Annotated in this window: 22 protein-coding genes, 1 tRNA gene, 1 other RNA gene and 1 pseudogene; 8 read left to right on the forward strand and 17 right to left on the reverse strand. The window is 41.2% G+C overall.

Going from position 1 to position 25,521, the window contains the following annotated elements:
- Nucleotides 1–478 precede the first annotated feature (478 nt).
- The 3 genes and pseudogenes from GKR48_RS12225 to dkgB all read right to left on the reverse strand — a co-directional run bounded on the left by GKR48_RS12225 (nt 479) and on the right by dkgB (nt 3,902).
- On the reverse strand, nt 479–1,714 hold the full coding sequence (locus GKR48_RS12225; RefSeq protein ID WP_154628282.1) for an HlyD family efflux transporter periplasmic adaptor subunit: 1,236 nt from the start codon (nt 1,712–1,714) through the stop codon (nt 479–481).
- 1 nt (nt 1,715) lies between these two features.
- On the reverse strand, nt 1,716–3,152 hold the full coding sequence (locus GKR48_RS12230; protein WP_230088661.1) for an ATP-binding cassette domain-containing protein: 1,437 nt from the start codon (nt 3,150–3,152) through the stop codon (nt 1,716–1,718).
- Nucleotides 3,149–3,902 (reverse strand): annotated as a pseudogene (dkgB, locus tag GKR48_RS12235) (2,5-didehydrogluconate reductase DkgB). Before dkgB ends, GKR48_RS12230 begins: the two are co-directional and overlap by 4 nt.
- A 401-nt stretch (nt 3,903–4,303) precedes the next feature.
- Here dkgB and GKR48_RS12240 point away from each other — a divergent pair.
- Nucleotides 4,304–4,573, forward strand: a complete 270-nt coding sequence (locus GKR48_RS12240) for a hypothetical protein (RefSeq protein ID WP_154628283.1) — start codon at nt 4,304–4,306, stop codon at nt 4,571–4,573.
- A gap of 155 nt (nt 4,574–4,728) precedes the next feature.
- Here GKR48_RS12240 and GKR48_RS12245 read toward each other — a convergent pair.
- Nucleotides 4,729–4,805: transfer RNA gene (locus tag GKR48_RS12245), tRNA-Asp, on the reverse strand.
- A gap of 121 nt (nt 4,806–4,926) precedes the next feature.
- Nucleotides 4,927–5,688 carry a DNA polymerase III subunit epsilon gene (gene dnaQ / locus GKR48_RS12250; RefSeq protein WP_154628284.1) on the reverse strand — a complete coding sequence of 254 codons (762 nt, stop codon included), beginning with the start codon at nt 5,686–5,688 and terminating at the stop codon, nt 4,927–4,929.
- A 54-nt stretch (nt 5,689–5,742) separates the two neighbouring features.
- Here dnaQ and rnhA point away from each other — a divergent pair, with 54 nt between their 5' ends.
- Nucleotides 5,743–6,213, forward strand: coding sequence for a ribonuclease HI (gene rnhA / locus GKR48_RS12255; RefSeq protein WP_154628285.1), 471 nt, complete (start codon nt 5,743–5,745; stop codon nt 6,211–6,213).
- Nucleotides 6,214–6,225: 12 nt separating this feature from the next.
- On the opposite strand, the gene GKR48_RS12260 is transcribed toward rnhA, so the two are convergent.
- Nucleotides 6,226–6,951, reverse strand: a complete 726-nt coding sequence (locus GKR48_RS12260; protein ID WP_154602720.1) for a class I SAM-dependent methyltransferase — start codon at nt 6,949–6,951, stop codon at nt 6,226–6,228.
- 34 nt (nt 6,952–6,985) lie between these two features.
- On the opposite strand from GKR48_RS12260, the gene gloB reads away from it, so the two are divergent.
- The 4 genes from gloB to GKR48_RS12280 all read left to right on the forward strand — a co-directional run bounded on the left by gloB (nt 6,986) and on the right by GKR48_RS12280 (nt 10,371).
- Nucleotides 6,986–7,738 (forward strand): hydroxyacylglutathione hydrolase, encoded by a 753-nt coding sequence (gloB, locus tag GKR48_RS12265; protein ID WP_154628286.1) that lies wholly within the window; start codon nt 6,986–6,988, stop codon nt 7,736–7,738.
- 82 nt (nt 7,739–7,820) lie between these two features.
- A complete protein-coding gene (mltD, locus tag GKR48_RS12270; protein WP_154628287.1) occupies nt 7,821–9,200 on the forward strand; it encodes a murein transglycosylase D in 1,380 nt (459 codons plus the stop codon).
- Between the two features lie 526 nt (nt 9,201–9,726).
- Nucleotides 9,727–10,095 (forward strand): Hha toxicity modulator TomB, encoded by a 369-nt coding sequence (tomB, locus tag GKR48_RS12275; protein WP_154602723.1) that lies wholly within the window; start codon nt 9,727–9,729, stop codon nt 10,093–10,095.
- A 72-nt stretch (nt 10,096–10,167) separates the two neighbouring features.
- Nucleotides 10,168–10,371: an HHA domain-containing protein gene (locus GKR48_RS12280; RefSeq protein WP_004905417.1), complete on the forward strand. Its 204-nt coding sequence runs from the start codon at nt 10,168–10,170 to the stop codon at nt 10,369–10,371.
- 370 nt (nt 10,372–10,741) lie between these two features.
- On the opposite strand, the gene ffs is transcribed toward GKR48_RS12280, so the two are convergent.
- Nucleotides 10,742–10,838, reverse strand: an RNA gene (ffs, locus tag GKR48_RS12285) — signal recognition particle sRNA small type.
- Between the two features lie 180 nt (nt 10,839–11,018).
- Nucleotides 11,019–11,477: a YbaY family lipoprotein gene (locus tag GKR48_RS12290; RefSeq protein ID WP_154628288.1), complete on the reverse strand. Its 459-nt coding sequence runs from the start codon at nt 11,475–11,477 to the stop codon at nt 11,019–11,021.
- A 238-nt stretch (nt 11,478–11,715) separates the two neighbouring features.
- Here GKR48_RS12290 and tesB point away from each other — a divergent pair, with 238 nt between their 5' ends.
- Nucleotides 11,716–12,582, forward strand: coding sequence for an acyl-CoA thioesterase II (tesB, locus tag GKR48_RS12295; protein WP_154628289.1), 867 nt, complete (start codon nt 11,716–11,718; stop codon nt 12,580–12,582).
- A 147-nt stretch (nt 12,583–12,729) separates the two neighbouring features.
- Here tesB and GKR48_RS12300 read toward each other — a convergent pair whose 3' ends face one another.
- The 3 genes from GKR48_RS12300 to GKR48_RS12310 form a co-directional block, all read right to left on the reverse strand.
- Nucleotides 12,730–14,514, reverse strand: a complete 1,785-nt coding sequence (locus tag GKR48_RS12300) for a SmdB family multidrug efflux ABC transporter permease/ATP-binding protein (RefSeq protein ID WP_154628290.1) — start codon at nt 14,512–14,514, stop codon at nt 12,730–12,732.
- A complete protein-coding gene (locus GKR48_RS12305; RefSeq protein WP_336431157.1) occupies nt 14,511–16,256 on the reverse strand; it encodes a SmdA family multidrug ABC transporter permease/ATP-binding protein in 1,746 nt (581 codons plus the stop codon). The genes GKR48_RS12300 and GKR48_RS12305 overlap by 4 nt, the downstream gene beginning before the upstream one ends.
- An 84-nt stretch (nt 16,257–16,340) precedes the next feature.
- A complete protein-coding gene (locus GKR48_RS12310) occupies nt 16,341–16,802 on the reverse strand; it encodes an Lrp/AsnC family transcriptional regulator (protein WP_036953928.1) in 462 nt (153 codons plus the stop codon).
- 229 nt (nt 16,803–17,031) lie between these two features.
- Here GKR48_RS12310 and queC point away from each other — a divergent pair, with 229 nt between their 5' ends.
- Entirely contained in the window at nt 17,032–17,733 is a 702-nt protein-coding gene (queC, locus tag GKR48_RS12315) for a 7-cyano-7-deazaguanine synthase QueC (RefSeq protein WP_154628291.1), read from the forward strand.
- A gap of 70 nt (nt 17,734–17,803) precedes the next feature.
- Here queC and GKR48_RS12320 read toward each other — a convergent pair whose 3' ends face one another.
- The 6 genes from GKR48_RS12320 to clpX form a co-directional block, all read right to left on the reverse strand.
- Nucleotides 17,804–18,232 (reverse strand): acyl-CoA thioesterase, encoded by a 429-nt coding sequence (locus GKR48_RS12320; protein WP_154628292.1) that lies wholly within the window; start codon nt 18,230–18,232, stop codon nt 17,804–17,806.
- Nucleotides 18,233–18,445: 213 nt separating this feature from the next.
- Nucleotides 18,446–18,817, reverse strand: coding sequence for a ComEA family DNA-binding protein (locus GKR48_RS12325; protein ID WP_154628365.1), 372 nt, complete (start codon nt 18,815–18,817; stop codon nt 18,446–18,448).
- 163 nt (nt 18,818–18,980) lie between these two features.
- Entirely contained in the window at nt 18,981–20,849 is a 1,869-nt protein-coding gene (gene ppiD / locus GKR48_RS12330; RefSeq protein WP_154628293.1) for a peptidylprolyl isomerase, read from the reverse strand.
- A gap of 173 nt (nt 20,850–21,022) precedes the next feature.
- A complete protein-coding gene (hupB, locus tag GKR48_RS12335) occupies nt 21,023–21,298 on the reverse strand; it encodes a nucleoid-associated protein HU-beta (protein ID WP_181478026.1) in 276 nt (91 codons plus the stop codon).
- Between the two features lie 238 nt (nt 21,299–21,536).
- On the reverse strand, nt 21,537–23,966 hold the full coding sequence (gene lon / locus GKR48_RS12340) for an endopeptidase La (protein WP_154602730.1): 2,430 nt from the start codon (nt 23,964–23,966) through the stop codon (nt 21,537–21,539).
- Between the two features lie 233 nt (nt 23,967–24,199).
- Nucleotides 24,200–25,477, reverse strand: a complete 1,278-nt coding sequence (gene clpX, locus GKR48_RS12345; protein WP_006657220.1) for an ATP-dependent protease ATP-binding subunit ClpX — start codon at nt 25,475–25,477, stop codon at nt 24,200–24,202.
- Nucleotides 25,478–25,521 lie beyond the last annotated feature (44 nt).

The raw sequence follows: 25,521 nt of genomic DNA on the forward strand, positions 1-25,521 counted from the left end.
ATACTCCAAGTAGGATAGAACGTACTTAAACCAATATTCACAACGCAATAGGGAATCATTGCGGTTTATAGAGTTAGCCTCAATAATTCGAGCCGCAGGTGCATAAAAGCTTATTAGACCTACCCACAACTTGAAGTTTGGCGATGAGACCCTACGAAACTAGCGCAATTTCATCCATACAGCAATTATTTGAAACAATATGACAGCAGACTGCGGATCTTTATCGCAACCGTCAAGCTGAATCCTTTCCATTGCGCAAAATATCCCTTTGAGTTCTTCGTTTTGCGCAATTGCCTGACCGTATTAAACCTGAGTTCACCACTTAGGATCAAGGTGATTTATGCTTCTTGAGTAATTAGCCGCAATATTAGTGATATTTGGCAAATTTTTTACTGGAAAACCCGCACAAAACAACAAGGGCGCTCATCTTTGCACCCTTGTTTTCACATTGCTTTCTTTTTGTTTTCTTTTATCGCGATTAACGCTCTGTCATCGCCTGTTTCATCCGCGTGATAGGCTTAATCAGGTAATCAAAGACGCTTTTTTCGCCCGTTTTGATATCCACCGATGCCACCATACCCGGAATGATTTCCATTTTATGGTTATTTTTATCTAATAAATAATTGGTATCCGTTTCGACAAGAATTCGGTAGAACGTCTCATCCGGATTAAGCTTCAATTCACTACGGCGATTATCATTACTCAGCGTGTCAGGGCTGATTAACTTTACCACCCCATTTAAGCCACCATAAATAGCGTAATCATAAGCAGTTACTTTCACCACCACTGGCATTCCCGGTCTTAAGAAAGCCACATCTTGCGGACGAATATAAGCTTCCACCATCAATTTATCATCGAGGGGAATGATCTCAAGGATGTCTTGCCCTGTATTCACCACGCCACCGATGGTATTGATCTTAATGTTTTTTACGATGCCGTGAACGGGTGCGCGGATCTCCGAGCGTGTAACAGGGTCTTCGCGCATGCTCATGGTCTCTTCCGCTTGATCCAGTTCCGATTCCACTTTCACTAATTCGGCGTTCGCTTCCGCAAGGTAGTTATTCATGCGTTCGTTAATTTGCGTTGCTAATTCAACAGATTGCCTTTCCATTCGCAGGATTTCCACATTGGAAACTAACCCTTCTTTCGCCAATGGTTTAGTGATAGCGATTTCTCTGTCTAATAACCCTTTGCTTTGGCGTAAACCTGCAATAGCTTGGTCACGCTGCGTTTTTTTCGCGTTGTAGGTGTTGATTTCACGCTCCACTAATTCTTGGTCGGCTATCTTTGAAAAATCAGGAGCTTCGTTGCGAGATTCGCCCTGCAAACGCGCTGAAATGGCTTCAAGGTTTTGCACTCGCGCTTGGCTTTCACGTAATAATACCATACTGCGCGCATCATCCAGTTTCAGTAAAATTTGTCCTTTTTCAACAATATCCCCCTCTTTGACGTACATCTCTTGGATATTGCCAGGATCGATACTTTGAATAACTTGCTCGCGACTGCTTGGGATAATAGTTCCCTGCCCACGAATGATCTCTTCTAAGTTACTGTTATAGGCCCAGACCACAAAAATCGTCAGTAATAGCGCCAGAAAGATAATAGGCAAAAACAGTAAGTTACTGTGCTCTTTTCTCATTACCGATTCTAAATCGTGAGAAAAATCGCTGGAAAAAGTGCGATGCTCTTTTGGCGCTTTACCATATTGATCCATTTTAAATCGCCCCTTCTTCTTTATTAATTACGTGTCTAACCTGTGAAACGACTCGCACTTGTGGCGCAGGTTGTGGAGCGGGTTTATCTGTCGTGACCGTGCCAGTGGCTTGCTCCGTTTGTCCTAACGCTTTTAAGACTTTTTGTTTCGGACCATCAATTAAGATTTTGCCTTCATCCATCACGATAATGCGGTCAACTAAACGTAAAATTGGCAATTTATGGGTGACGACGATCAGCGTTTTGTCTTTCGTCCACGCTTCTAGCGCATCAAGCACCCGTTTTTCGGTATCCACATCAATGCCCGTGGTTGGCTCATCCAGCAACACCACATTTGGGTTATGCAGGGTTAACTGCGCCAGTGCCACCATCTGTTTTTGTCCGCCTGAAAGCCCTAAACCATCTTCCCCTAGCGGCATATCTAAACCTGCTGGATGCTGACGAATGATTTTATCGAGCTGGAAGCGCTTGAGTGCACGCACTAAATCGTCATCGCTGGAATAGCCGTCAAGACGCGCCAAATCCAAGTTTTCACTCAGAGTTCCGAAGAATAAACGTGGCTTTTGTGTCAACATGCCGACTTTGCTTCTGAGGAAAATCGGGTCAATTTGACGAATATCGAGCTCATCTAAGCTGATATTCCCTTGCTGCTGTTCATATAGCCCGGTGAGTAATTTCAATAGTGTACTTTTCCCGCCACCAATTTTGCCGAGGATCGCAACTTTCTCTCCCGCTTTGATCTCCAAATTAATGTTGTTTAATGCTGGCTGCCCATCTTTATTATATTGATAGGTCACATTGGTCAGTCGTAATGCGCCATTAACGGAAGTCGGCGAGATGTATTTCTTATGATCTTCGCGTTCGATAGGACGGCTAAAGATATTGCGTACGCCGGCTAATGCCATACGCGCTGATTGGAAACGTGTTGCCAGACCCGCAATTTGCCCCAGTGGCGCTAATGCTCGACCAGATAAGATTACACTGGCGATCAGCGCCCCCATCGTAATGCGCGAGTTCACATCGTTCGCGTGGATCAAATAAGTCCCTAAACACACTAAACCGACGGTATTCAGCTGCTGCATCGCCGCACTGAAGTTGACCATAAAGTTGGTAAGATTGCGCACCGCAATGGATGAAAATGCGGTTTTTTCTGTGAGCATTTCCCAGCGCTGTTGCGCCCAGTTCACCGCATTGTTCAGCTTTAAGGTTTCAATCCCTTCAATGGATTCCACCGCTAAACCTTGGCGTTGAGACGTCTCTTTCATTGATGCGTTGATCCCTTTTGCCAGCGGCTTTTGGATCAAAAGACCCGCGATCACCACAATCGGGATAATGGTCAGTGGCACCAATGCTAAGTAACCACCGATCATGCTGATCACGCCGATAAACAGCAAAATAAACGGCAGATCGACGAGGGCTAGTAGGCTCGCGCTGGTCATAAATTCACGTCCAGTTTTGCAATTGCATCACGATCTTCTTGGTCAAGCTGTAATTCTGTGGCTTTTAGGTTACTGATTAAATTTTCACGCTTGGTTGATGATGGGATCACAGAATAACCTTCACCCATCGCCCATGACAAAATAACTTGAGCTGGGGTTGCGTTATGTTTTTGCGCAATGGACTGGATAACGTCATCTTTTAATGCCTTGCCGTAAGCCAGTGTCATATACGATGTAATATGAATACCTAATTCTTTTGCTCGCTCAACCACTTTGCGGTTTTGCAGATACGGTGATAATTCAATTTGGTTGGTGGCAATATTTTCCGCACCAACGACAGCAACAGCTGTCTTCCATCAATGGAATAGTAAAGTTTGATACACCAATTTCACGAGTTAAACCTTGTTTTTTCGCTTCTAATAAAGCAAGCATAAACTCTTCAACAGAAACCGCATCATTTGGAGATGGCCAGTGGACCAATGTTAAATCGACATAATCTGTCTGTAAGTCGCTCAGGCTTTTTTTCAGGCTTGGAATCAGATTATCTTTGCTTAAATTCTCAATCCAAATTTTGGTTGTAATATAGAGTTTATCGCGTGCAATACCGCTTTCAGCAATTGCCTGCCCAACAGCAGCTTCGTTTTCATAGATTTGAGCGGTATCAACCGCACGATACCCAACATCTAATGCATTTTTTACTGATGCAATCACAACATCATCTTTTAAACGAAACGTACCAACACCCATCATAGGAACAGTAATTATGTTATCTCTCTTAAATTAGTTCACGTTAAACTTCACGGGTAATTATCTGGTTAGACCACCTTCATTAACGACAAACTAACGAATAATTACCACGACAATTTGAATACCACAGAGAATACGGTGGAATAATGCAGAGGGAAATAGCCATAAGCTCAATAGACTTTTGCTAAAAAATCAACAATCCCTCTAGTTAATAGCTTTAACTATAAAAATAGTCTTTATGGAGACATTTGACTAAATTCAGCTTAATCAAATTACCATTTAAGATAATCAAACTATAAGTGACCATTCATTACTCCGCTTTTTGTCTTTATTTTAGTTTGTTAGCCTTAATACAACTTAGCAATTAGTGAATAAGGTAATACAAATGAAAATTCGGCTTCTCAATGGCGGGCAAACATTTGCTCACTCAGCAGGGTAACTTTATTCCTGATGAAACCAAAATACGTAGTAACGGTAATATGTGGCACAAATTCACTCAAACGATAGCAGAGGCAGCACAATTTGAGGTCTATGTTGATGATAAGCCGATAGGAAAATTTCAATCAAACGAAAAAATAGGCAAAAAATTTTTACAGACTTTGATTGTGCCCATTGCACTATCGAGATTAATAGTTGAGAAGCTTATCGCAGATAACAACTTGGTTGGCACTTAAGTTGTTATTCTTAGATTGACAAAAAAGAGATAAAGAATCCAATACCCACCAATACAATCGGAGGGAAACCAAAATAAAGAGGCATACTGAATGGCATACTGGCAAAACCCTAAAAGCAAAAACGCCATGCTAATCAATAGCATGGCGTCATAATGTGGCGGAACGGACGGGACTCGAACCCGCGACCCCCTGCGTGACAGGCAGGTATTCTAACCAACTGAACTACCGCTCCGAAGTTCCCTACTGGGAACGCGAAGCATATTACGAATACTTGATATGACAGTCAACTCTTTTTCTTGAAAAATCGTACGATTGAGCAGTTTTTAGCCTTATCAGATCACAAAACTGTCGACCTAATGAAGAGTTTCGTCATCTTGCTCAGTTTGCCGCCATAAACAGGGTTTCCCCCCTTTTTTATCCACGATATCTAAGCGGGCTTCATGCTCTGCAATTTCTTCATCAGAAGCATAAATAATTTTTAATCCACTGACTGGACGCTTAATACGTTGAATTTCATTGGCTTGCTCTGTATTGCTGGACTCAGATTCCATTGAAAATGCAAGAGAGGTCTGCCCCCCTGTCATCGCTAAGTAGACGTCAGAGAGGATCTCAGCATCGAGTAAAGCGCCGTGCAATGTTCGCTTGGAGTTATCGATAAGGTATCTATCACATAAGGCGTCTAAATTATTACGTTTACCGGGGAAAATCTTGCGAGCTAATACTAAGCTATCGGTAATGGTGCAGAATTCGGAGGTTGGAGGAATGCCTCTGTTGAGCTTACGAAACTCGTAGTCCATAAAACCGATATCGAAGGGCGCATTGTGAATAACAAGTTCTGCACCGCGAATAAATTCGATAAATTCATCGGCTATATCGGCAAATACTGGTTTGTCTTGCAAAAACTCATCACTGATTCCGTGGACTTCAAAAGCTTCTGGGTCAACGAGACGGTCTGGTTTGATGTACACATGGAAATTACGTCCTGTTAGGCGGCGATTAATCACCTCTACAGCACCAATTTCAATGATATTGTGCCCTTCATAATGAACACCAAGCTTGTTCATACCTGTGGTTTCAGTATCGAGGACAATTTGTCGGGTTATCGCCGTGCTCATAATGTTTTTTTGTGTCAAACTAGAAGTTGATGAATAAGGAAGAGTGTAACAGAAATGACAAAGCAGGTAGAAATTTTCACTGATGGGTCTTGTTTAGGTAACCCAGGACCCGGCGGATACGGTATCGTACTTCGTTATCAGCAACATGAGAAAACACTCAGTGATGGTTTTTTCCTCACCACCAATAATCGCATGGAATTACTCGCGGCAATCGTTGCTTTAGAGTCACTTACCCGACCTTGCGATATTATCCTGACTACCGATAGCCAATATGTACGTCAAGGGATCACTCAATGGATCCACAATTGGAAACGCCGCCAATGGAAAAAAGCGGATAAATCGCCAGTGGTCAATGTGGATCTTTGGAAGCGTCTCGACCAAGCAATTATACGCCATACTATCGATTGGCGCTGGGTAAAAGGTCATGCGGGTCATGCGGAGAATGAAAAGTGTGATGAATTAGCTCGCGCCGCGGCCAATGCGCCAACAAAAGAAGATACAGGCTACCAGCCTACTCAAGAATAGTCAGGTTCAGACTTAACGAAGTTGCTTCGATTTACTGATTTCTTTCGTTGCACCCAACGCTGTTGAAATTTTCACCTTAGGCTGCTTAAATTTCAGGGGCGTTGGCGTTAATGGATATGTCCGTTTTCTTGCAACAATCACGCTGATCACGCCAATTCCACCACAACGTTTATTGACCCGTTTTTCCGATGAAACCCAAGGAAGCACTTGGCAGTTTCGGTGATATAGCACCTCATAATTGAGTAACCCTAGCCAATCAAATACCCGGAGAGAAGGGAAAAAACGGCTACAGTAAGGCTGCTGCTTACGCAAAATAGGCACTAATTTCGCCATCCCAGCTAGGCTAAATGGATTAAATCCCGATAAAATCAGCCAACCATCATCGATCAATACCCGATCAACTTCCCGTAAGATCCAATGCGGATCATGGCTATAGGCAAGTAAGTGGGGCATTAAACAGGCATCAATAGTCTTATCCGCAAAAGGCAGTGCTTCGGGATTTGCCGCGACATCAAATACGTGAGGATCTTCACCTAGCGTGAATTGATGAGGGATCATGCACTCTTTAGTGTGGATTTCTGTACTCAAATGACCTAATTTAAGCAGGTGAAAACCAAACATTTTTTGCCACCAAGGCGCTAACTGGGCTTCCAAGGCTTGGCGATAGTGTTCACCAAAAGGAATATCAGACCAACTGGCGGGCATTTGAATCTTTTCTTCAATACGCGCAGGTTTCATAACATTCCCCTTAAAAATCGGATCGAGGTTGATTATGGAGTTAATTCGAGTACCAGCGTTAAATGATAATTACATTTGGCTACTAGCAAACAACCAGCAGTGTATCATCGTTGACCCTGCTGAGTCAGAACCGGTTCTCTCAATATTAACGGCTAACCAATTGACCCCTGTTGCAATTTTACTCACCCATCATCATAACGACCATACACAGGGTGTGAAAGAAATTATTGCTCAATATCCAAAACTCCCTGTATTTGGCCCCCAAGAAACCTTAGTTAAAGGGGCGACAGAGTTGGTGTGTGATGGCGATTCCGTCACCATTGATGACTTCAATTTTCAAGTCATCGGTCTCCCAGGTCACACGCTTGGACATATTGGTTTTTACCAAGCTCCTTACCTATTTTGTGGCGATACATTATTTTCAGCCGGTTGTGGGCGGATCTTTGAGGGTACTCCCGCTCAAATGTATCAATCGATTCAAAAAATCGCAGCACTTCCTGATGATACTCTCATCTGCTGTGCGCATGAGTATACGCAGTCTAATTTACAATTCGCTCATCATATTTGGCCTGAAAATGAGACAATTACGAACTATTCCGAAAAAGTAAGAACTTTGCGCAATAATCAGCAAGCAACAGTACCTAGTACATTGAAAACCGAGAAAAATATCAACATTTTTTTACAGTGCGAAAACCCTGAATTGCAACAAAAACTGAACATTAATATGACAAATCCATCATTACGAGCAGTTTTTACATTATTACGCCAATTAAAAGATGAATATTGATGTATAATTATTGTCAATAACAGCTAAAGCCAGTATTATCTGGTCAACTTTTAAACATTAAAAACAAAGAAAAACAGAGCTAATGAAGATAATCGCGACCCTCATCGCCATTGTTTTGCTTGCGGGCTGTCAAGGCGCTTCCAAAGTCACCGTTAAGCAACCAAAATCTTCAGCCAACCACTCAATTGACACTGTTGCATCCCATAACCAAGCAGCAAGTAGACAGGTTTCCAAAGTCGATCATGACCTTTGGGGTTATATTAGTGGTGAACTGAAGATGGATATTCCCGAAAACGCAACAATTCGGGAAATGGCCAATAGTTACTCCAATAAACAAAGTTTTATCTATGATGTGGCAGTAAGAGCAGAGCCTTACATGTACTTAATTGTAGATGAAATCAATGATCGTAACTTACCAATGGAATTAGCCTTAATTCCTGTCATTGAAAGTTCATATAACCCTAAAGCCACATCCCCTGCACAAGCGGCGGGTCTTTGGCAAATCGTACCCATCACGGCACGTTCATATGGGTTAAAACAGACGCAGTGGGTTGATGAGCGACGCGATGTTGTGACATCCACAAAAGCAGCGTTAGATCTCCTTGAAAATCTAAACATTATGTTTGGTCACGATTGGGAGCTCACACTTGCTGCTTATAACTGCGGTGAAGGTTGCGTACAAAACGCGATTAAAAAGAATGAAGCTGCTGGCTTACCAACAGATTTTTGGTCTCTTCAATTACCTAAAGAAACCAAACAATATGTTCCGAAGATCCTTGCGCTTAGCCAAGTGCTGAGACAACCAGAACGCTATCAAGTCAGATTACCAAAAAGCAATAAGAATAGAGGGTTAACGCAAGTTGATGTGGGACAACAAATCACATTGACTCAAGCTGCTGAATTAACAGGTTTAACGGAAGAATCCATTAAAACCTATAATTCGGGTTATACCCGAGGCGTTACGTCACCAAATGGTCCGCATTATATTATGTTGCCAACTGCAAAAGCTGAGCAGTTAAAAGTTTCACTGACGGATCAAGACGTATTAAATGATATTCGTAACGCGGTAGCACAAAATCGTTATGCGAAAGCCACAGCGAGTAATATCCAGACAGCAAAAGCGAACTCAAAGCAAGCTAAAACCTTTAGTTATAAAGTTCGCAAAGGTGAATCTATCGCGAGTATTGCTAAAAAATTCAATACAACGGCAAAGAACATCCAACAGCTAAATGGGTTAAAAACAGCTAAAGCTAACATCCTTCCAGGACAAACATTAAAAATTTCAGGTACGACACCGACCAGCAATAACCGCAAAGGTGGAACCTACAAAGTCAGAAAAGGTGATACTTATTACAGCATTGCTAAACGTCATGGAATTAAACTTAACGACCTGATGAATTGGAACTCAGGTGTTAAAATGGCAGATTTAAAGCCAGGTGTTACATTGAATTTATATCTTTAAATTAAATATTTCAAAAATCCCCATAAAAGTTAAACCTTAGGGGATTTTATATTAAATAAATTTCAATGATTAGAAATAAACTATTTAATTAGGCTTAATCTCGATATCAATCTCGATCACAATTTTAGTTGTAACATATCGTCTAAATACACTTAATTGTCTAAACCGCACAATATCATTTACATTCTTCATTAGAGTGTGATAGAAAAATAATTAGCCCGATTTTTCCTAGTCCTCTTACGGTTCCCTCCATAAAAAAGTCATTATTGGGTGGTGACTTATGAAATAAAAGTGCTATTATTATTGATGTGGCGAAAGCAATCTGAGCAATCAGTTTATATTTGAATATTACTTTTATATTAGTGACAATCTAAAAACTCTCTCAATTAGTGATAATCTTATATTTATCAATATACTAACTATGTTTGCTTATATTGAAAACAGATGCTTATATTTAGTTGATATGACATTATTTTTGATACAAAAATACGCAAAGTAAAAGTCAGATTCGCCCATGGAGGTGATTATGGATGAATACTCACCCAAGAAACATGATATAGCTGAATTAAAATATCTGTGTAACAGTTTGAATAGAGACGCAATATCAAGTTTACAAAAAACAAATACCCATTGGGTAAATGATCTTAGTTCGCCACAAAGCATCAGTCTCAATGAGCTCGTTGAGCATATTGCAGCTTTTGTCTGGCGATTCAAAATCAAGTATCCAAAAGAAAATCTCGTTATTTCTCTTGTTGAAGAGTATCTTGACGAGACATATAATTTATTTGGCAGCCCAGTAATAACTTTCAGCGAAATCATTGACTGGGAAAGTATGAATCAAAATCTTGTCGCCGTGCTCGATGATGATCTAAAATGCCTGACAAGTAAGACATAGAATCACCATTTACCTTTAATTTCACTATCCCATAGTATATTTTAGGTTATCGACACATAAAGAAAGGGCGTTATGACCAAATCCGATTATCTGATGCGTTTAAGAAAATGCACCACTATTGAAACACTTGAGCGCGTCATTGAGAAAAATAAGTATGAGTTATCTGATGATGAATTAGAGTTATTTTACTCTGCAGCAGATCATCGTCTTGCCGAACTCACTATGAATAAACTTTACGATAAAATTCCAGCATCTGTTTGGAAGTTTGTTAGATAAATACTTATTTACGCACATAGATAGTGAATGGTTATAGCCGGTAATACTTTATCGGCTCAATGAAAATTCCTTATTTATCTTAGTTAGTATTCACCGAATACTGACAGCCTCTTTATACCCTTTTATTTTTACCTTTCCCTAATCCCAATTAATTTAACATTTCATGCGATAATAGCTATTTTGATATCAATTTAACCATTGTAAATATCAATTAAGAATAGTAATCAATTTCTTATTATTAAAATATATTAAACCAAGCATGATAATAACAAGAAAGCATAGCCAAAAGACAATAGCTGTTGTTACTGAACATGTGATTGATGAAAACGAGAATATGAAGATTAAGAGAGGACTTAATATTGGGTGGGAGCCCTGCCAGCGACATCCCGGCACACACGACCCCTGCTATGGCTGCTTCCTTCCGGACCTGACCTAGTTAACAAGTTAGCGTTGCGGGAGAACCAACAGAGCCCCCATTGATTGCTTCTTTCAAAGCACGGGCATTATGCTTGATAGATAGTTAAATAGCAAGAAAGCGGCGATCAAGTGCTGTTTTATTACACAAAAATCTGAATGGCTATTTAATACAGTTTAGTATGAACAATAAATATTGGCAGGAATTAATACTTATTAATAAAAAGCAACCGCTAGTTAGCAGGAACCAGAAGTAAATCAATATTTTCAACCATGCCATTGTTGATCACTTCGGTCGGCGATTCTGTAATATAGACTAATTTTCCATCAACGTGTAACGTCGCACTAACCGTGATTTTAGCTTGATTTCTTATTTCATTTTTGTGGTATGTCAGCTGATACGGAAGCGTCACTTGATTGTTCAAGTTAGTATAGTGCTTTTGAGATAATATCAGCGCTGGCAACTCAACAAATGAGTTATCTACCATGGTAACCGTAATATCCACGTTTTCAGATAATCCTTTATTTTTAGCAATAAGGATATTTCCGCTGATCGTACCAATATCTACCTGCTGATTTTCGTGATTACTTTTCCCTTTTATCCATTTTTCAGGGGGATTGGCGTTGTTCCCTTCACACCCGACTAAGAAAATAAGTATCAACGAACTAATCATGTAACGATAGAATGTCATTATAATTACCTGTAATATTTTGATTTAATTAGACATTTCAATATGATTATTCTTGATATATTAGAGTTTATCTAAACTTAGAAAATTATATCTAATACAAATTAAATAATGAAATTATATTTCAAATTGTAACCAAAAACGATTGTCAATTAATCCGTACACAAACTGCCTACCTATTTCTGTGGATTAATGGGAAAATAGCGGCATCTGATATTTTTTAACCATCTTCAAGGTAACTATGAGCACAGAATTACAAAACTTAATTAGCCTAATTAAACTCGAAAAAATTGAAGAAGGTATTTTTCGGGGGCAAAGCGAAGATCTTGGTTTGCCGCAAGTTTTTGGTGGGCAAGTTGTTGGGCAAGCCATGTATGCAGCGAAACAAACCACACCCGAAGATCGCATCATAACCTCATTTCATAGCTATTTTCTGCGCCCAGGAGACAGCCAAAAACCGATTGTTTACGATGTAGAAATTTTGCGTGATGGTGGCAGCTTTAGTACACGCCGTATTAGCGCCATTCAAAATGGTAAACCGATCTTCTTTATGACCGCCTCATTTCAAGAACAAGAAGACGGGTTTAACCATCAAAATTTAATGCCCGATGTCCCCGCGCCAGAGCAATTGATTTCACAGGATGAAATCATTCAACGCTTCGCAGACCAGCTTCCCGATGCTGTCAAAAAATATGCGCTGCGCCCTAATCCTTTCGAGTTTCGCCCGATTCAATTCTACAGCCCATTTGATAGCGCTCCTCAAGAACCATTTCGCTATATTTGGTTTAAAGCGAAAGGAGAGCTTCCCAATACACCAGAGTTACATGACTACTTGCTAGGCTACGCATCGGATTACAATTTCCTTCCCACTGCATTACAGCCTCATGGTCGCGGCTTTATGGAACGCGACTTACAAGTGGCAACTATTGACCACTCAATGTGGTTCCATCGCCCTTATCGTATTGATGAATGGTTACTGTATGCTATTGAGAGCCCTTCTGCTTCTGGTGGGCGTGGCTTTGTTAAAGGGCAAATTTATAATCAACAAGGGGATTTAGTGGCAACTACGGTACAAGAAGGGGTCATTCGTAAGAGAAAACCTCGATAATTTCCCGATGTATATCAGCCCGAAAAAAGTAAGTCATTACTTACTTTAAAACAAGAAAAGCCTCAACTAGATAGGAACTCCTAATTGTGAGGCTTTTCTTATTTGGTAACCTTATCAATTCCATACAGACTAGTCAGTGAGTACTAACTAAACTAATAATGCTTCCGCAGCCGCTTCATCACGAGAGTTCAGCGACTCGCCCACTTGTTGTAATTGATACATTTGGTAATAGCGGCCTTCCTGCTGGAGAAGCTCAGCATGATTTCCTTGCTCAACGATCATTCCTCGATGAAGAACAACAACTTGGTCAGCATCCACAATCGTCGATAAGCGATGAGCTATCACCACCAGCGTAGTGTTTCGACGAATAACACGTAGCGCCTTTTGAATTGCCTGCTCAGTACCAGAGTCTATATTCGCGGTCGCTTCATCCAATATCAGAATTTTCGGTGTTACGACGAGTACTCGCGCCATCGCTAATAACTGTCGTTGCCCAACGGATAACGTATTTCCTTGCTCACCTAACAACGAATCCAATCCATCAGGCAATTCACGGACATGCTGAGCTAATTGTACAGTTTCAAGGACTTCCCACACTTTTTCTTGGGAAACATCGCGCCCTAGAGCCACGTTATCAAAAAATGAAGCCGCGAGTACTACTGGGTCCTGCTGCACCATAGCAATACCATTTCGTAATACTTGATGGGAAAGTGAATTTAAATCTCGTCCATCCAGTAAAATTTCCCCTTCCTGCCATGGGTAATACCCCATGATTAAGTTTGCAATGGTACTTTTTCCACTTCCCGTGTGCCCAACGAGTGCCACAAAATGGTGTTCTGGGACAGATAAATTAATGTCATCGAGGACTTTTTTATCATCTCGATAAGCAAAAGAGAGGTGTTTTATCTCAATTGATCCACCCTGTAATGGTGCAACATTTTCGCCATAGCCTTGCTGTGGACTATCCATCAACTCAAAAACACGTTCACCGGATACAACCGCTTGTTGCAACATGGATTGCTGAGATGTCAGCTCAATTAACGGTTCGTTTAAACGACCTAAATAATTAATGAAAACATACAGAACCCCGACACCGACAGTACTGGTGCCGTCAAATCCAAATAGCAACAATAGCCCACATAGCACACAAGCAGAAAACAAACTCAGTAATGGCCTGAGCAATAATCCATCTAACTTCAATGCTTTCATTCGGGAATGATAGTGATTTTCACTTGCTTCCAACATTTTTTTGCCAAATCTGGCTTGCTGTAAAAATTGCTGGATAACCGTCATACCATTAATGACTTCATTGAAACCATTATTAATATCTGCAAGGTATGTCCTAACACGGCGCACAATTGGCGTACTAAGTCGCTGATAAACCAACATTACAACCAGAACCGCAGGGAAAATGAGTACCGCAATGGATGCCATTCGCCACTCTAAAGAAAACATGGCGACTAACATGGCACAAATTAATGCCAAACTGCGAAAGACCGTTGGTACAACCATAACAAACAGATCTTTGATCACCTCAGTGTCGTTGGTGACACGAGAAATAATCTGCCCCACGGGTTGCTTATCAAAAGCACTTAATGGCTGGCGCAGAGCCGCATTCATCACATCGGTCCGTAGATTTTGCACCACGCCAACTGAAGCTTGATTAAACAGAATTTTTTGATGGTAATGAAGAAGTGCAGCAATGATTTGCAAGGCAATAAATCCAATCACCATATACAGCGTTAGCGGCATAATGATCTGTTTTTTCGCCACCATATTGTCAATAAAGTAGCTAATCAGTAAGGGTCCACTAACTTCTGCGGCAGCAGCCAACCATAGCATAGCAATCGCTACCCCCATGGTACCGCGGTAAGGTTTACCGTAAGATAATAAGCGTTTTAATGCTGGCCAAAGCGGCTTTCTCTGGCTCATAGATCACCGTCCAAAGCAGCTTCGATTTGCTGATAATGATACATATCGCTGTACCAACCAGATTGCTGGGAAAGTACTTTATGAGTGCCTTTGGCAACTATGCCACCATGGCATAATACAAGAATATTATCAGCATCCACCAAAGCCGATAGTCGATGTGCGCTAATGATCAACGTTCTCCCCTGCCTCCAACGACTCAAATTCTGCAAAATGGTGTGCTCTGTCTGCCCATCAACCGCAGATAGCGCATCATCTAAAATAAGAATTTCTGCATTTTGTAAAATTGCACGGGCTATGGAAATCCGCTGTTTTTGCCCCCCTGAAAGCATAACGCCACGCTCTCCCACCTGGGTTTGATACCCTTCTGGTAGACGTAAAATATCTTCATGCACACAAGCCACTCGAGCCGCTTCTTCTATTTGTTCCATTGTTGCATTAGGCCGCCCAAGAGCGATGTTGTTTGCGACCGAATCAGAAAATAGGAATGGAGATTGATTCACTATTGATAACCTTGCCCGCCACTCATCGAGTCGAATATCTGTCAGTAATTTATTCTGATAAATAATCTCACCGTCATTCACATCAAAATGGCGTTGTAATACAGTAAGTAATGTCGATTTTCCCGCCCCCGTTGGCCCACATAACCCAAGGAATCCCCCTGGTTTTACGTTGAACTGGATATCATGCAAAGCATGGCGCTGGGTTTCAGGATACGAAAATGTTCTGATATTGACGTTTAACTCGCCTTTTTCTGCAAGCAAGCTTTGACTACCATCCTTAATCACTAATGGCTCGTCTAATAAGCTTAAAATCCGGCTATACGCTGCACTTCCTCGTTCAACAATGTTAAACATCCATGCAAGAGCAAGCATCGGCCAGATCATCAGCCCTAAATACATCACAAAGCTGGTAAGCTCACCGAGGGTTAATGTGTCATTCAATACCATCCAGCTTCCACCCGCGATGGCTAATAAGTTTGCCATTCCAATCGCCATAAAAATGGTTGGGTCGAAACGAGCATCAATCTTCGCGACATGCATATTTCTTCGCCCAGCTTCAGTGGCAACTTGCTCAAATTGATTGGATTGATGGTTTTCAAGACCGAATGCTTTGATCATCCGGATACTGGTTAAACTCTCTTGCGCATGGTTATTTAACGATGAAAAAGCACCTTGTGCATGTTTAAAACGATGATGAAGCTGATCCCCATAACGCTTAATAACCAGTGCCATAATGGGCATCGGAATCAATGCAAGGAGTGTGAGCTGCCAACTTATTTCTATGCTCATCATGATAAGGACCGCACATCCCATCACCAAGGAGTCAACGAGAGTTAAGACGCCTTCACCTGCAGCAAATACCACGCGATCCACATCATTTGTGGTACGCGCGATGAGATCTCCCGTGCGATATTTCAAATAAAATGGCTGATTTTGTAAGCTAAGCTGCTGATAAATTTGTTGTCTTAATCGGACAGCCAATTTGTAGGAAGCGCCAAATAGCCATAAACGCCAAACGTAACGCAACCCATAAACGGTTAAAGCAATTCCGAGCATGGATAATACGTATGCCAAAAGCTGTTGATTCGTCATCGACCCTTTGCTAATACCATCCACTATCACACCAACAAAGCGCGGTGGGATCATTTGTAGAATAGCAATGACCACAAGAAAACAAATCGCGCCAGCATAGCGACGCCATTCGCTTATAAAATACCAACGTAATTGTGAAAATAATCGCACGTATTACTGCCTTGAATGATGTTAGTGACTGCTTGCTTTATTATTACGAACTTTGCACTCTTCCGCTAATAGATGACTTTTTGATTAGTCAGGGATGGGCAACACGGTTGTGTATTTGATTTTTTCCATTGCAAAACTGGAGGTTACATCAATTAAGCCATGAACGCCATTGACCAGTTTCTTATAAAATAGATCATAGGATTTCATATCATGAACTTCGACTTGCATCAGATAGTCATACTCACCGGCCATGCGATAAAACACTAAAACTTCTGGTAATTTTTCTACAAATGAAACAAATTGCGCATACCATTCGCTATTATGTTGTTGGGTTTTAATCATGACAATCACCGTCAGCCCCAACCCCAGCTTTTCACCGTCTAATAGCGTGACACGTCCTCGAATATATCCTTCGTCTTCTAACCGCTTAAGTCGCTTCCAGCACGGTGTCGAGGTTAAGTTGACGGCTTCGGCTAATGAGTTTAATGATAGGCTGCTGTCATTTTGTAATAAGCAAAGTAGTTTTTTATCTATTTTATCCAGCATGTTTAGCCCCTGAGCGAATCCTATTATCAGCAAAATTCTATCATGATGAAATAATAAAGCTGTTACGAATTGCTAGTATTGTAGAATAACTTTGCATAAATAACCGAAACATAGCATAAATTGCTTAAGTTAGAGGTTGAAGGTACAAAAACAGACTGTTCATTCTCCTCTTGGCTCGTTAACATAGGGCTAAATTAATATCCTCATTATTTAATCTTAGGAGAGACTCATGAAACGTGCTGTTGTTGTCTTCAGCGGAGGGCAAGACTCAACAACCTGCCTAATTCAGGCACTCAAACATTATGATGAGGTTCATTGTGTCACCTTTGATTATGGTCAGCGCCACCGCTTAGAAATCGATATTGCACAAAAGCTCAGCTTACAATTAGGCGCAAAAGCGCATAAAGTTCTCAATGTCACTCTGCTTAATGAGCTAGCGGTTAGTAGCTTAACCCGTGATAATATTCCGGTTCCTGACTATGAAGAGAGTGAAGCCAGCGGGTTACCAAGCACATTTGTACCCGGACGTAACATTCTATTCCTAACACTCGCCGCTATCTATGCCTACCAAGTTAAAGCGGAAGCCGTAATCACTGGTGTCTGTGAAACTGACTTTTCAGGTTATCCCGACTGCCGTGACGAGTTTGTCAAAGCGCTCAATCATGCCGTTAGTCTAGGCCTAGCAAAAGACATTCGTTTCGAAACACCACTTATGTGGTTAGACAAAGCGCAAACCTGGGCTCTTGCTGACTATTATGGTCATCTGGAGACTATCCGCACTCAAACTCTCACTTGCTACAATGGTATTCCTGGTGATGGCTGTTCCGAATGTGCTGCCTGCCATTTACGCAGCAAAGGCTTGAATTATTATCTTAATAATAAACAAGCCGTTATGGATTCATTACTCAAACAATTGAGCGCAACGAAGTAATTCTAGAAGCCAACCCTAGTCAGTGTTTTCTGGTTGGCTATCCTTCTAGTTTTTCTATACTTCAATTTGCCTATACTTCGATAAAAGCATCTGTTTTATTGTTCAGTGACTCAATTTTTTCTCGGAGTTCATCCTCGATCACCATGGCTTTATTAACTTTACCATCAATGAAAACAAACGTGATGTACGCATCGGATACCACTTCATCAACCCCATTACGATGGCGAATAATTTGTTGGTAACAAACAGCACTCTTCACTCCGATTTTATCCATTCGTGAAATGACGGTTAGCTCATCGCCCAATCCAACGGCTTGGAAATAGTTAACATTAATATTCACGGCCGCCATAACTATTCTATGCTGGATAGCCCATTCGATAAGATTAGCTTTGCCCATCCAATCCCATCTATCCGCTTCATAGAACTCCAAGTACCGAGCATTATTGACATGCTGAAAGACATCAATGTGATAACCGAGCACTTTTATGTGTATTGCCATAACTACTCCGACCAGCTGAATTATTTGATAACATAAAAGTAACAAATATTTGAAAGGGCTGCTGAAAAAATATCACTAATCAGACTTAGCTCTCATATTCGTGCTTTAAATTAAATTTAATAGCATAAATATTACCCATAATTTATTTTTAATCTCATAACACGACTTTCTATTTCCTAAAAAATAGCCCACGTTGAAAGTGGGCTATTTTGCTTATAGGACAAGTTTATTACGATTTTTCTCTAAAAATGCAGGTCCAATTCCCTGCACTTCAAGGATGTTTTCAACCGTATTAAAAGCGCCGTATTTTTCTCGGTATTCCACTATAGCCTGAGCTTTCTGCTTACCAATTCCATTGAGTTTCCTCGCTAACTCTTCTGCAGTGGCTTGATTAATGTTCACTTGGTCTGGGGAAGCTAAACTCGCCACGTTTTTTATTTCATCACTCTTTTGAGGCTGTACTATCGCTGCTACCGGTTTTTCAGTTTCTGCTTTCTTGACTGCTGCAAATACAGATAAAGGGCATAACATTGCCACCATTAACGCTGTCCCTAATCCTTGTTTAATGCTTTTATTCCATTTCATCATTGTTCTCCTATGTGTGTTGAGACATCACAATGCCAGAGAACTTTTCCAAACACTTTTCTTTGGTTTATACAATGCGAAAGGCCACCCAATGGGTGGCCTTCTATTACAGAGATTACAATTTTAGTTGCGAAGCGCTTCGCAATTATTCCATGCAAATAACTTATTCTAAGCTTTGCACTTCAATTTTTGCATTCGCGCGTAAATTCAGCATTAACGCTTCATTCACCGCTGAGCTCATTGCGCCACGATACTCGTTAGATAACTGAGTCAGTTCATCAGCTGTTGGCTGACCTAAAGTCACTTTATCTAATTGAACAATTAGCAGATTATCTTTTTGATCATAAGCGATTGCATAAGTTGGCTTACCGTCAGTTGGCGGTGTCATTTTCATCGCAACGCCAGTCACATCCGTTGCAGGTGCAAGGAATGAAACTGTTTGAACAGCGCCAAATTGGGTGTCTGCAGCTTTTAATGCTTCATCACCTTTGCCCGCTTGTAACTCTGCCAGTAATTTCTCACCATTCGCTTTTAATTGAGCAGATGCTTTCTGACGCTTAACTAATGCTTCAATATCCGCTTTTACTGTTTCGAATGGCTCTGTTGATTCCGCTTTATAGTCAGTCACACGCAGGACAAACGCACGGTCCCCTTCAACGTTGATTACGTCAGAGTTGATACCTGTTGTGCCTTTTTTATCGACTAAACGGTCGCTGAAAACTTCATTAATGACTTTCGGGAAATTCAGTTGTGCCGGTGGGTTTTGACGATCGAACCAGTCCGTAGTCGCCACTTTCAAGCCAGAAATGCTTTCAACTGATGCTAATGATTCATTATCATTAGTCGCAGCTTCACTCACTTTCTGTTGTAAATCGTAAAATTGTTTGACGCTTTTATCTTGAACTAAGCTAGTTTCAATACTTGATTTAACGTCATCAAAAGGCTTAATCGCTTCTGGCTTAACATCATCCAAACGGAATAAGACATAATTATCTTGGACTTTGATCGGTGCAGAAATTTGACCTTTCTCGGTTAAATTCGCACTGATGATTTCGCTTGGTGTCGACGTTGCTTCCATCCAGCCAATCACGCCTTTGTTGCCTGCACTGAATTTATCTGTGGATTTTTCAGTAGCTAACGTTGCGAAATCAGCGCCGCCTTTCAGCTCGGCTTCTAAAGCTTGCGCATCTTTTTCTGATGCCACTTGAATCATGCTATATAGCTTTTGTTCCGCTTTAGTGAAATTCTTCAGATTTTCATCATAGTAAGCTTTCACTTCTTCAGCCGTCACAGATGCTTTTGGCATAGATGCCGCATCCATTTCTACATAGCTTACTTGAACTTGTTCAGGAGAAATGAAACTGTTTTGATTTGCTGCGTAATACGCTTTTAATTCATCTTCAGAAACAGTTTGTTTAGCTTCTAGCGCAGCTAACGACAAGCTTGCTGTACGAACTTCACGCTCTTGCATAAACAATTCTGCATACGCTTTTACTTCTGAAGGCAGAGCAAATTCTGTTCCGGTGAACGATTTACCTAATTGCGCGCGAACTAAATCTTGGCGAATTTGTGCCGCAAAATCATCTGCATTAATATTGTAACGTTTTAAAATTTCGCGGTATTTCTCACTATCAAAATTCCCATTCGTTTGGAAAACTTGCATAGCAAAAATAGCTTGCTCAATTTGTTGGTCGCTAGCAGAGAGTTGTAATTCATTAGCATATTGGTTAATCAATTGATTATTGATTAAGTTATTCAAAGCTTGGGTACGCAGCTCTTTCATGTAGTTGTCATTACTTGCAACTTCAGAGAATTTATCTCCTAAGTATTCTTGTAATGACTGGCGCTCTTGCTGGAAAGCTTGCTGTAATTGTTCCTTGCTTATTGGCTGTCCATTGACTTCAGCAGCATTATTACTTGAGCCACCAATCACATAGCCAGCAACACCTGTCAGCACGAATGACAAGATAATAATAGCTAACAACACTTTAATAAAAGGACTGTTCGCCTTCGTGCGTAGATCTTCCATCATAAAAAGGCTTAACTCCGCTTTGCTTTGTTGAATTTCTTAATATTACGCTAATTTTAACTCAGATAGAAAAAAAAGCGCACCATTTCCATGGCGCGCTTATATATTAGCTGATTAAAGACATTACGTCAGTTTGAGTTTTCGCAAAAATGCGTGAAAGACGAAACTAAACTCAATTAACCGTTAACAGCGTCTTTAAGACCTTTGCCTGCACGGAATGCAGGAACTTTTGCCGCAGCGATTTTAATTTCTTTACCTGTCTGCGGGTTACGACCTGTACGTGCTGCGCGTTGACGTACATTAAAAGTACCAAAACCAACTAAAGTAACATCATCACCTTTGCTCAGAGACTTCGTTACAGAAGCAACGAAAGCGTCGACTACGCGACCTGCTGCGGCTTTAGAAATATTCGCTTCTGCAGCGATTTTTTCAATCAGTTGAGACTTATTCACTATTATCATCCCCATATTAGTTTTGACTTTATCGGTTAATTAACCAACTACAGTATAGTTAACATTACTAAGTATAGTTAATTAATGATGCAGCCGTTATATCAATCCTGAATATTAATGGCAAGAAAACAGATAGCACGCTAACCATTATCAGAATCTTCGCTAAAGTAACGACGAAAAAAAAGGCTGACAAGCCCTAAATTAGCTGTCAGCCTTAATTTTATACAAACTTCTTGATTCAGCTCACTCTTTTAGCTTTCTTTTGGACCACTTCAGCCCCAAAAGGAGGATTGACTAATGCTAGTGAGAGGACTTCTTCAATTGTCTTAACAGGATGGATTTGCAAATCGGCAATCACATTCTGAGGGATTTCTTCTAAATCACGTTTGTTATCATCAGGGATAAGAACCGTTTTAATACCACCACGATGAGCTGCCAGTAATTTTTCTTTCAGCCCGCCAATTGGTAATACTAAGCCGCGTAACGTAATTTCACCAGTCATCGCCACATCCGCTTTTACAGGGTTACCTGTTAAGCAAGAAACCAGTGCCGTTGACATTGCGATACCCGCACTTGGACCATCTTTCGGTGTTGCGCCTTCTGGTACGTGAACATGAATATCACGTTTTTCATAGAAATCGCCGTTGATACCCAGTTTTTCTGCACGAGCGCGTACCACAGTCAATGCTGTTTGAATTGACTCTTGCATCACTTCACCCAGAGAACCGGTGTAAGTTAACTTACCTTTACCCGGTACACAGGCAGTTTCGATGGTCAGTAAATCACCGCCCACTTCTGTCCATGCTAAGCCAGTCACTTGCCCTACACGGTTTTCGGTATCAGCATGACCGTAGTCAAAGCGACGAACACCCAAGTAATCTTTCAGATTATCCGCAGTGATCTCAATATGCTTCAGTTTTTTATCCATCAGCAGCGCTTTCACCGCTTTACGGCACAGTTTAGAAATTTCACGTTCTAATCCACGCACGCCAGCTTCACGAGTGTAGTAACGAATGATGCTCATAATTGCGCCATCATCGATAGATAATTCACCTTTTTTCAAGGCATTACGCTCGATTTGCTTAGATAATAAATGTCTCTTAGCAATATTCAGTTTTTCGTCTTCGGTATAACCAGACAGACGGATCACTTCCATACGGTCTAATAATGGTGCCGGGATATTCATCGAGTTCGATGTTGCCACAAACATCACGTCAGACAAGTCATAATCAACTTCCAAATAATGGTCGTTGAATGCAACGTTTTGCTCTGGATCTAACACTTCTAACAGTGCTGATGCAGGATCCCCACGCATGTCTGAAGACATTTTGTCGATTTCATCCAGTAAAAACAGTGGGTTTTTAACCCCAACTTTCGCCATTTTCTGGATAAGTTTACCCGGCATTGAACCAATATAAGTGCGGCGGTGACCACGGATTTCTGCTTCGTCACGAACCCCACCTAGAGCCATACGGGTATATTCACGCCCTGTCGCTTTCGCGATAGATTGTCCCAGAGACGTTTTACCAACCCCTGGAGGCCCGACTAAGCATAAGATTGGCCCTTTGATTTTACTAACACGGCTTTGAACTGCGAGGTATTCAAGGATACGGTCTTTAACACGCTCTAAGCCATAGTGGTCTGTGTCGAGCACTTCTTGCGCTTTCACTAAATCTTTTTTGACTTTGCTGCGCTTATGCCACGGAACCTGAACCATCCAGTCAATGTAGCTACGAACCACAGTCGCTTCAGCTGACATTGGAGACATCATTTTCAGCTTCTGCAATTCAGCTTCGGCTTTTTCTTGTGCCTCTTTTGGCATTTTCGCTTCTTCGATTTTACGTTTCAGCGATTCGTTTTCATCTGGAGCATCATCCATTTCGCCAAGTTCTTTTTGAATCGCTTTCATTTGCTCATTCAAATAGTACTCGCGCTGGCTTTTTTCCATCTGTTTTTTCACGCGGTTACGAATGCGTTTTTCAACTTGCAGTAACTCAGTTTCTGATTCCATCATTGCCATCAGGAACTCAACACGCTCAGCAATGTTTGCCATTTCTAAAACGCGCTGTTTGTCTGCCAGTTTTAACGGCATATGTGAAGCAATCGTATCAGCCAGTTTATCTAGCTGGTCTTGCTCAATTGCATGCAGTGAAGTCAGAACTTCAGGTGGAATTTTTTTGTTCAGTTTGATGTAGCTTTCGAACTGGCTAACAATCGTGCGATATAATACTTCTTGCTCTTTTTCGTCAACCAATTCCGCAGTACTAGGCACTTTTGATGCGTCATCGTAGATAGCCGCTTTCGCACCATCATTCGCTAGGTATTCAGCTTGTGCTAAGAAATACTCGCCGTTATCAGTCAGGCTAGTAATACGAGCACGACGTAATCCTTCAACTAGCACTTTAACGGTACCGTCAGGTAGTTTCAGCATCTGGATCACAGATGCAATTGTCCCAACAGTAAATAGATCATTCACCCCAGGTTCATCGGTTGAGGCTTCTTTTTGCGCAACCAGCATCACTTGCTTATCATGATCCATTGCTGCTTCCAGACTGTGAATGGATTTTTCACGTCCAACAAACAGTGGGATCACCATATGTGGGTACACCACTACATCACGCAGAGGCAATACTGGTATTTCAATGCGTTCGGAACGCTCTGGATTCATAAAGCTCTCTCTTCGTTTAGCACACGCCAGTTAAGGGTTTCTGCTTATAACAGAAAAAATTCTTGTAAAACACTGCGATATAAACAGCGTTCTTTCAAAATAAGGAAACCACAACTAAGAATATAAACTATATGGGGACAAGATTTTAGCATTCAATGGTTAGTTAAGCATAAAAAACAAAATGAGGGTTACCCCTCATTTTATTTGATTACTTCTTGAACACAGACAAGAAATTAATTATCGCCAGAGGCTTGAGCATCTGGTTTGCTGTAGATTAACAGCGGTTCTGACTGTTCATTAATCACATTTTCATCTACAACCACTTTTTCAACATCACTCATTGAAGGTAGATCGTACATGGTATTAAGTAGAGCAGCTTCGACGATCGAACGTAAGCCACGAGCACCGGTTTTACGCGCCATCGCTTTTTTCGCTATCGCCGTTAATGCTTCTTCACGAAACTCTAATTCAGTGCCTTCAAGGTTAAACAGCGCTTGATACTGTTTAGTCAATGCGTTTTTCGGCTCTTTTAAGATCTGAATCAGTGCTTCTTCACTCAGTTCAGTCAATGTGGCAACAACTGGCAGACGACCGATAAATTCAGGGATCAAACCAAATTTAATGAGATCTTCAGGCTCCGCTTGAGTGAGTAACTCACCTTCTGTTGCCTTCTCAGATTCACCTTTAACTTGCGCCGCAAAGCCAATACCTGAACGAGTATTTAGACGCTGGCCAATAACTTTATCCAACCCTGCAAATGCACCACCACAGATAAACAGAATTTTCGAGGTATCAACCTGTAAAAATTCTTGTTGTGGATGCTTACGACCGCCTTGTGGCGGAACCGCAGCTACGGTGCCTTCAATCAGTTTCAGTAATGCTTGCTGCACCCCTTCACCTGATACGTCACGCGTGATGGATGGGTTATCGGATTTACGAGAAATTTTATCAATTTCATCGATATAGACGATACCACGTTGAGCTTTCTCAACATCATAGTCGCATTTTTGTAGCAGCTTCTGGATGATATTTTCAACATCTTCACCCACGTAACCGGCTTCAGTTAATGTAGTCGCATCCGCCATAGTGAATGGCACATCTAAATAGCGAGCTAACGTTTCTGCTAGTAACGTTTTACCACTACCCGTCGGGCCAATGAGCAGAATGTTACTTTTACCTAATTCAACACCATCGCTGGTTTTATCGCCATTACGTAGACGTTTGTAGTGGTTATAAACAGCAACCGCTAACACTTTTTTCGCTTTTTCTTGACCAATAACGTAGTCGTCAAGATGCTGTCTGATTTCGTGGGGAGTTGGCAATTCACTACGCTCGCGATGCGGAGCCAGTTCTTTGATCTCTTCACGGATGATGTCGAGGCATAAATCCACGCATTCATCACAAATATAGACTGACGGACCGGCAATCAGCTTACGCACTTCATGCTGACTTTTTCCGCAGAAAGAACAGTACAGTAATTTACCTGCTCCCTCTTTGCGTTTATCTGTCATCAGTAGACCTCACTTATATTTATAATGCCTTGTTTTATCTAACT

Source organism: Providencia sp. wls1943 (genome assembly GCF_009706275.1).
In the GTDB taxonomy this organism is placed as follows: domain Bacteria; phylum Pseudomonadota; class Gammaproteobacteria; order Enterobacterales; family Enterobacteriaceae; genus Providencia; species Providencia zhijiangensis.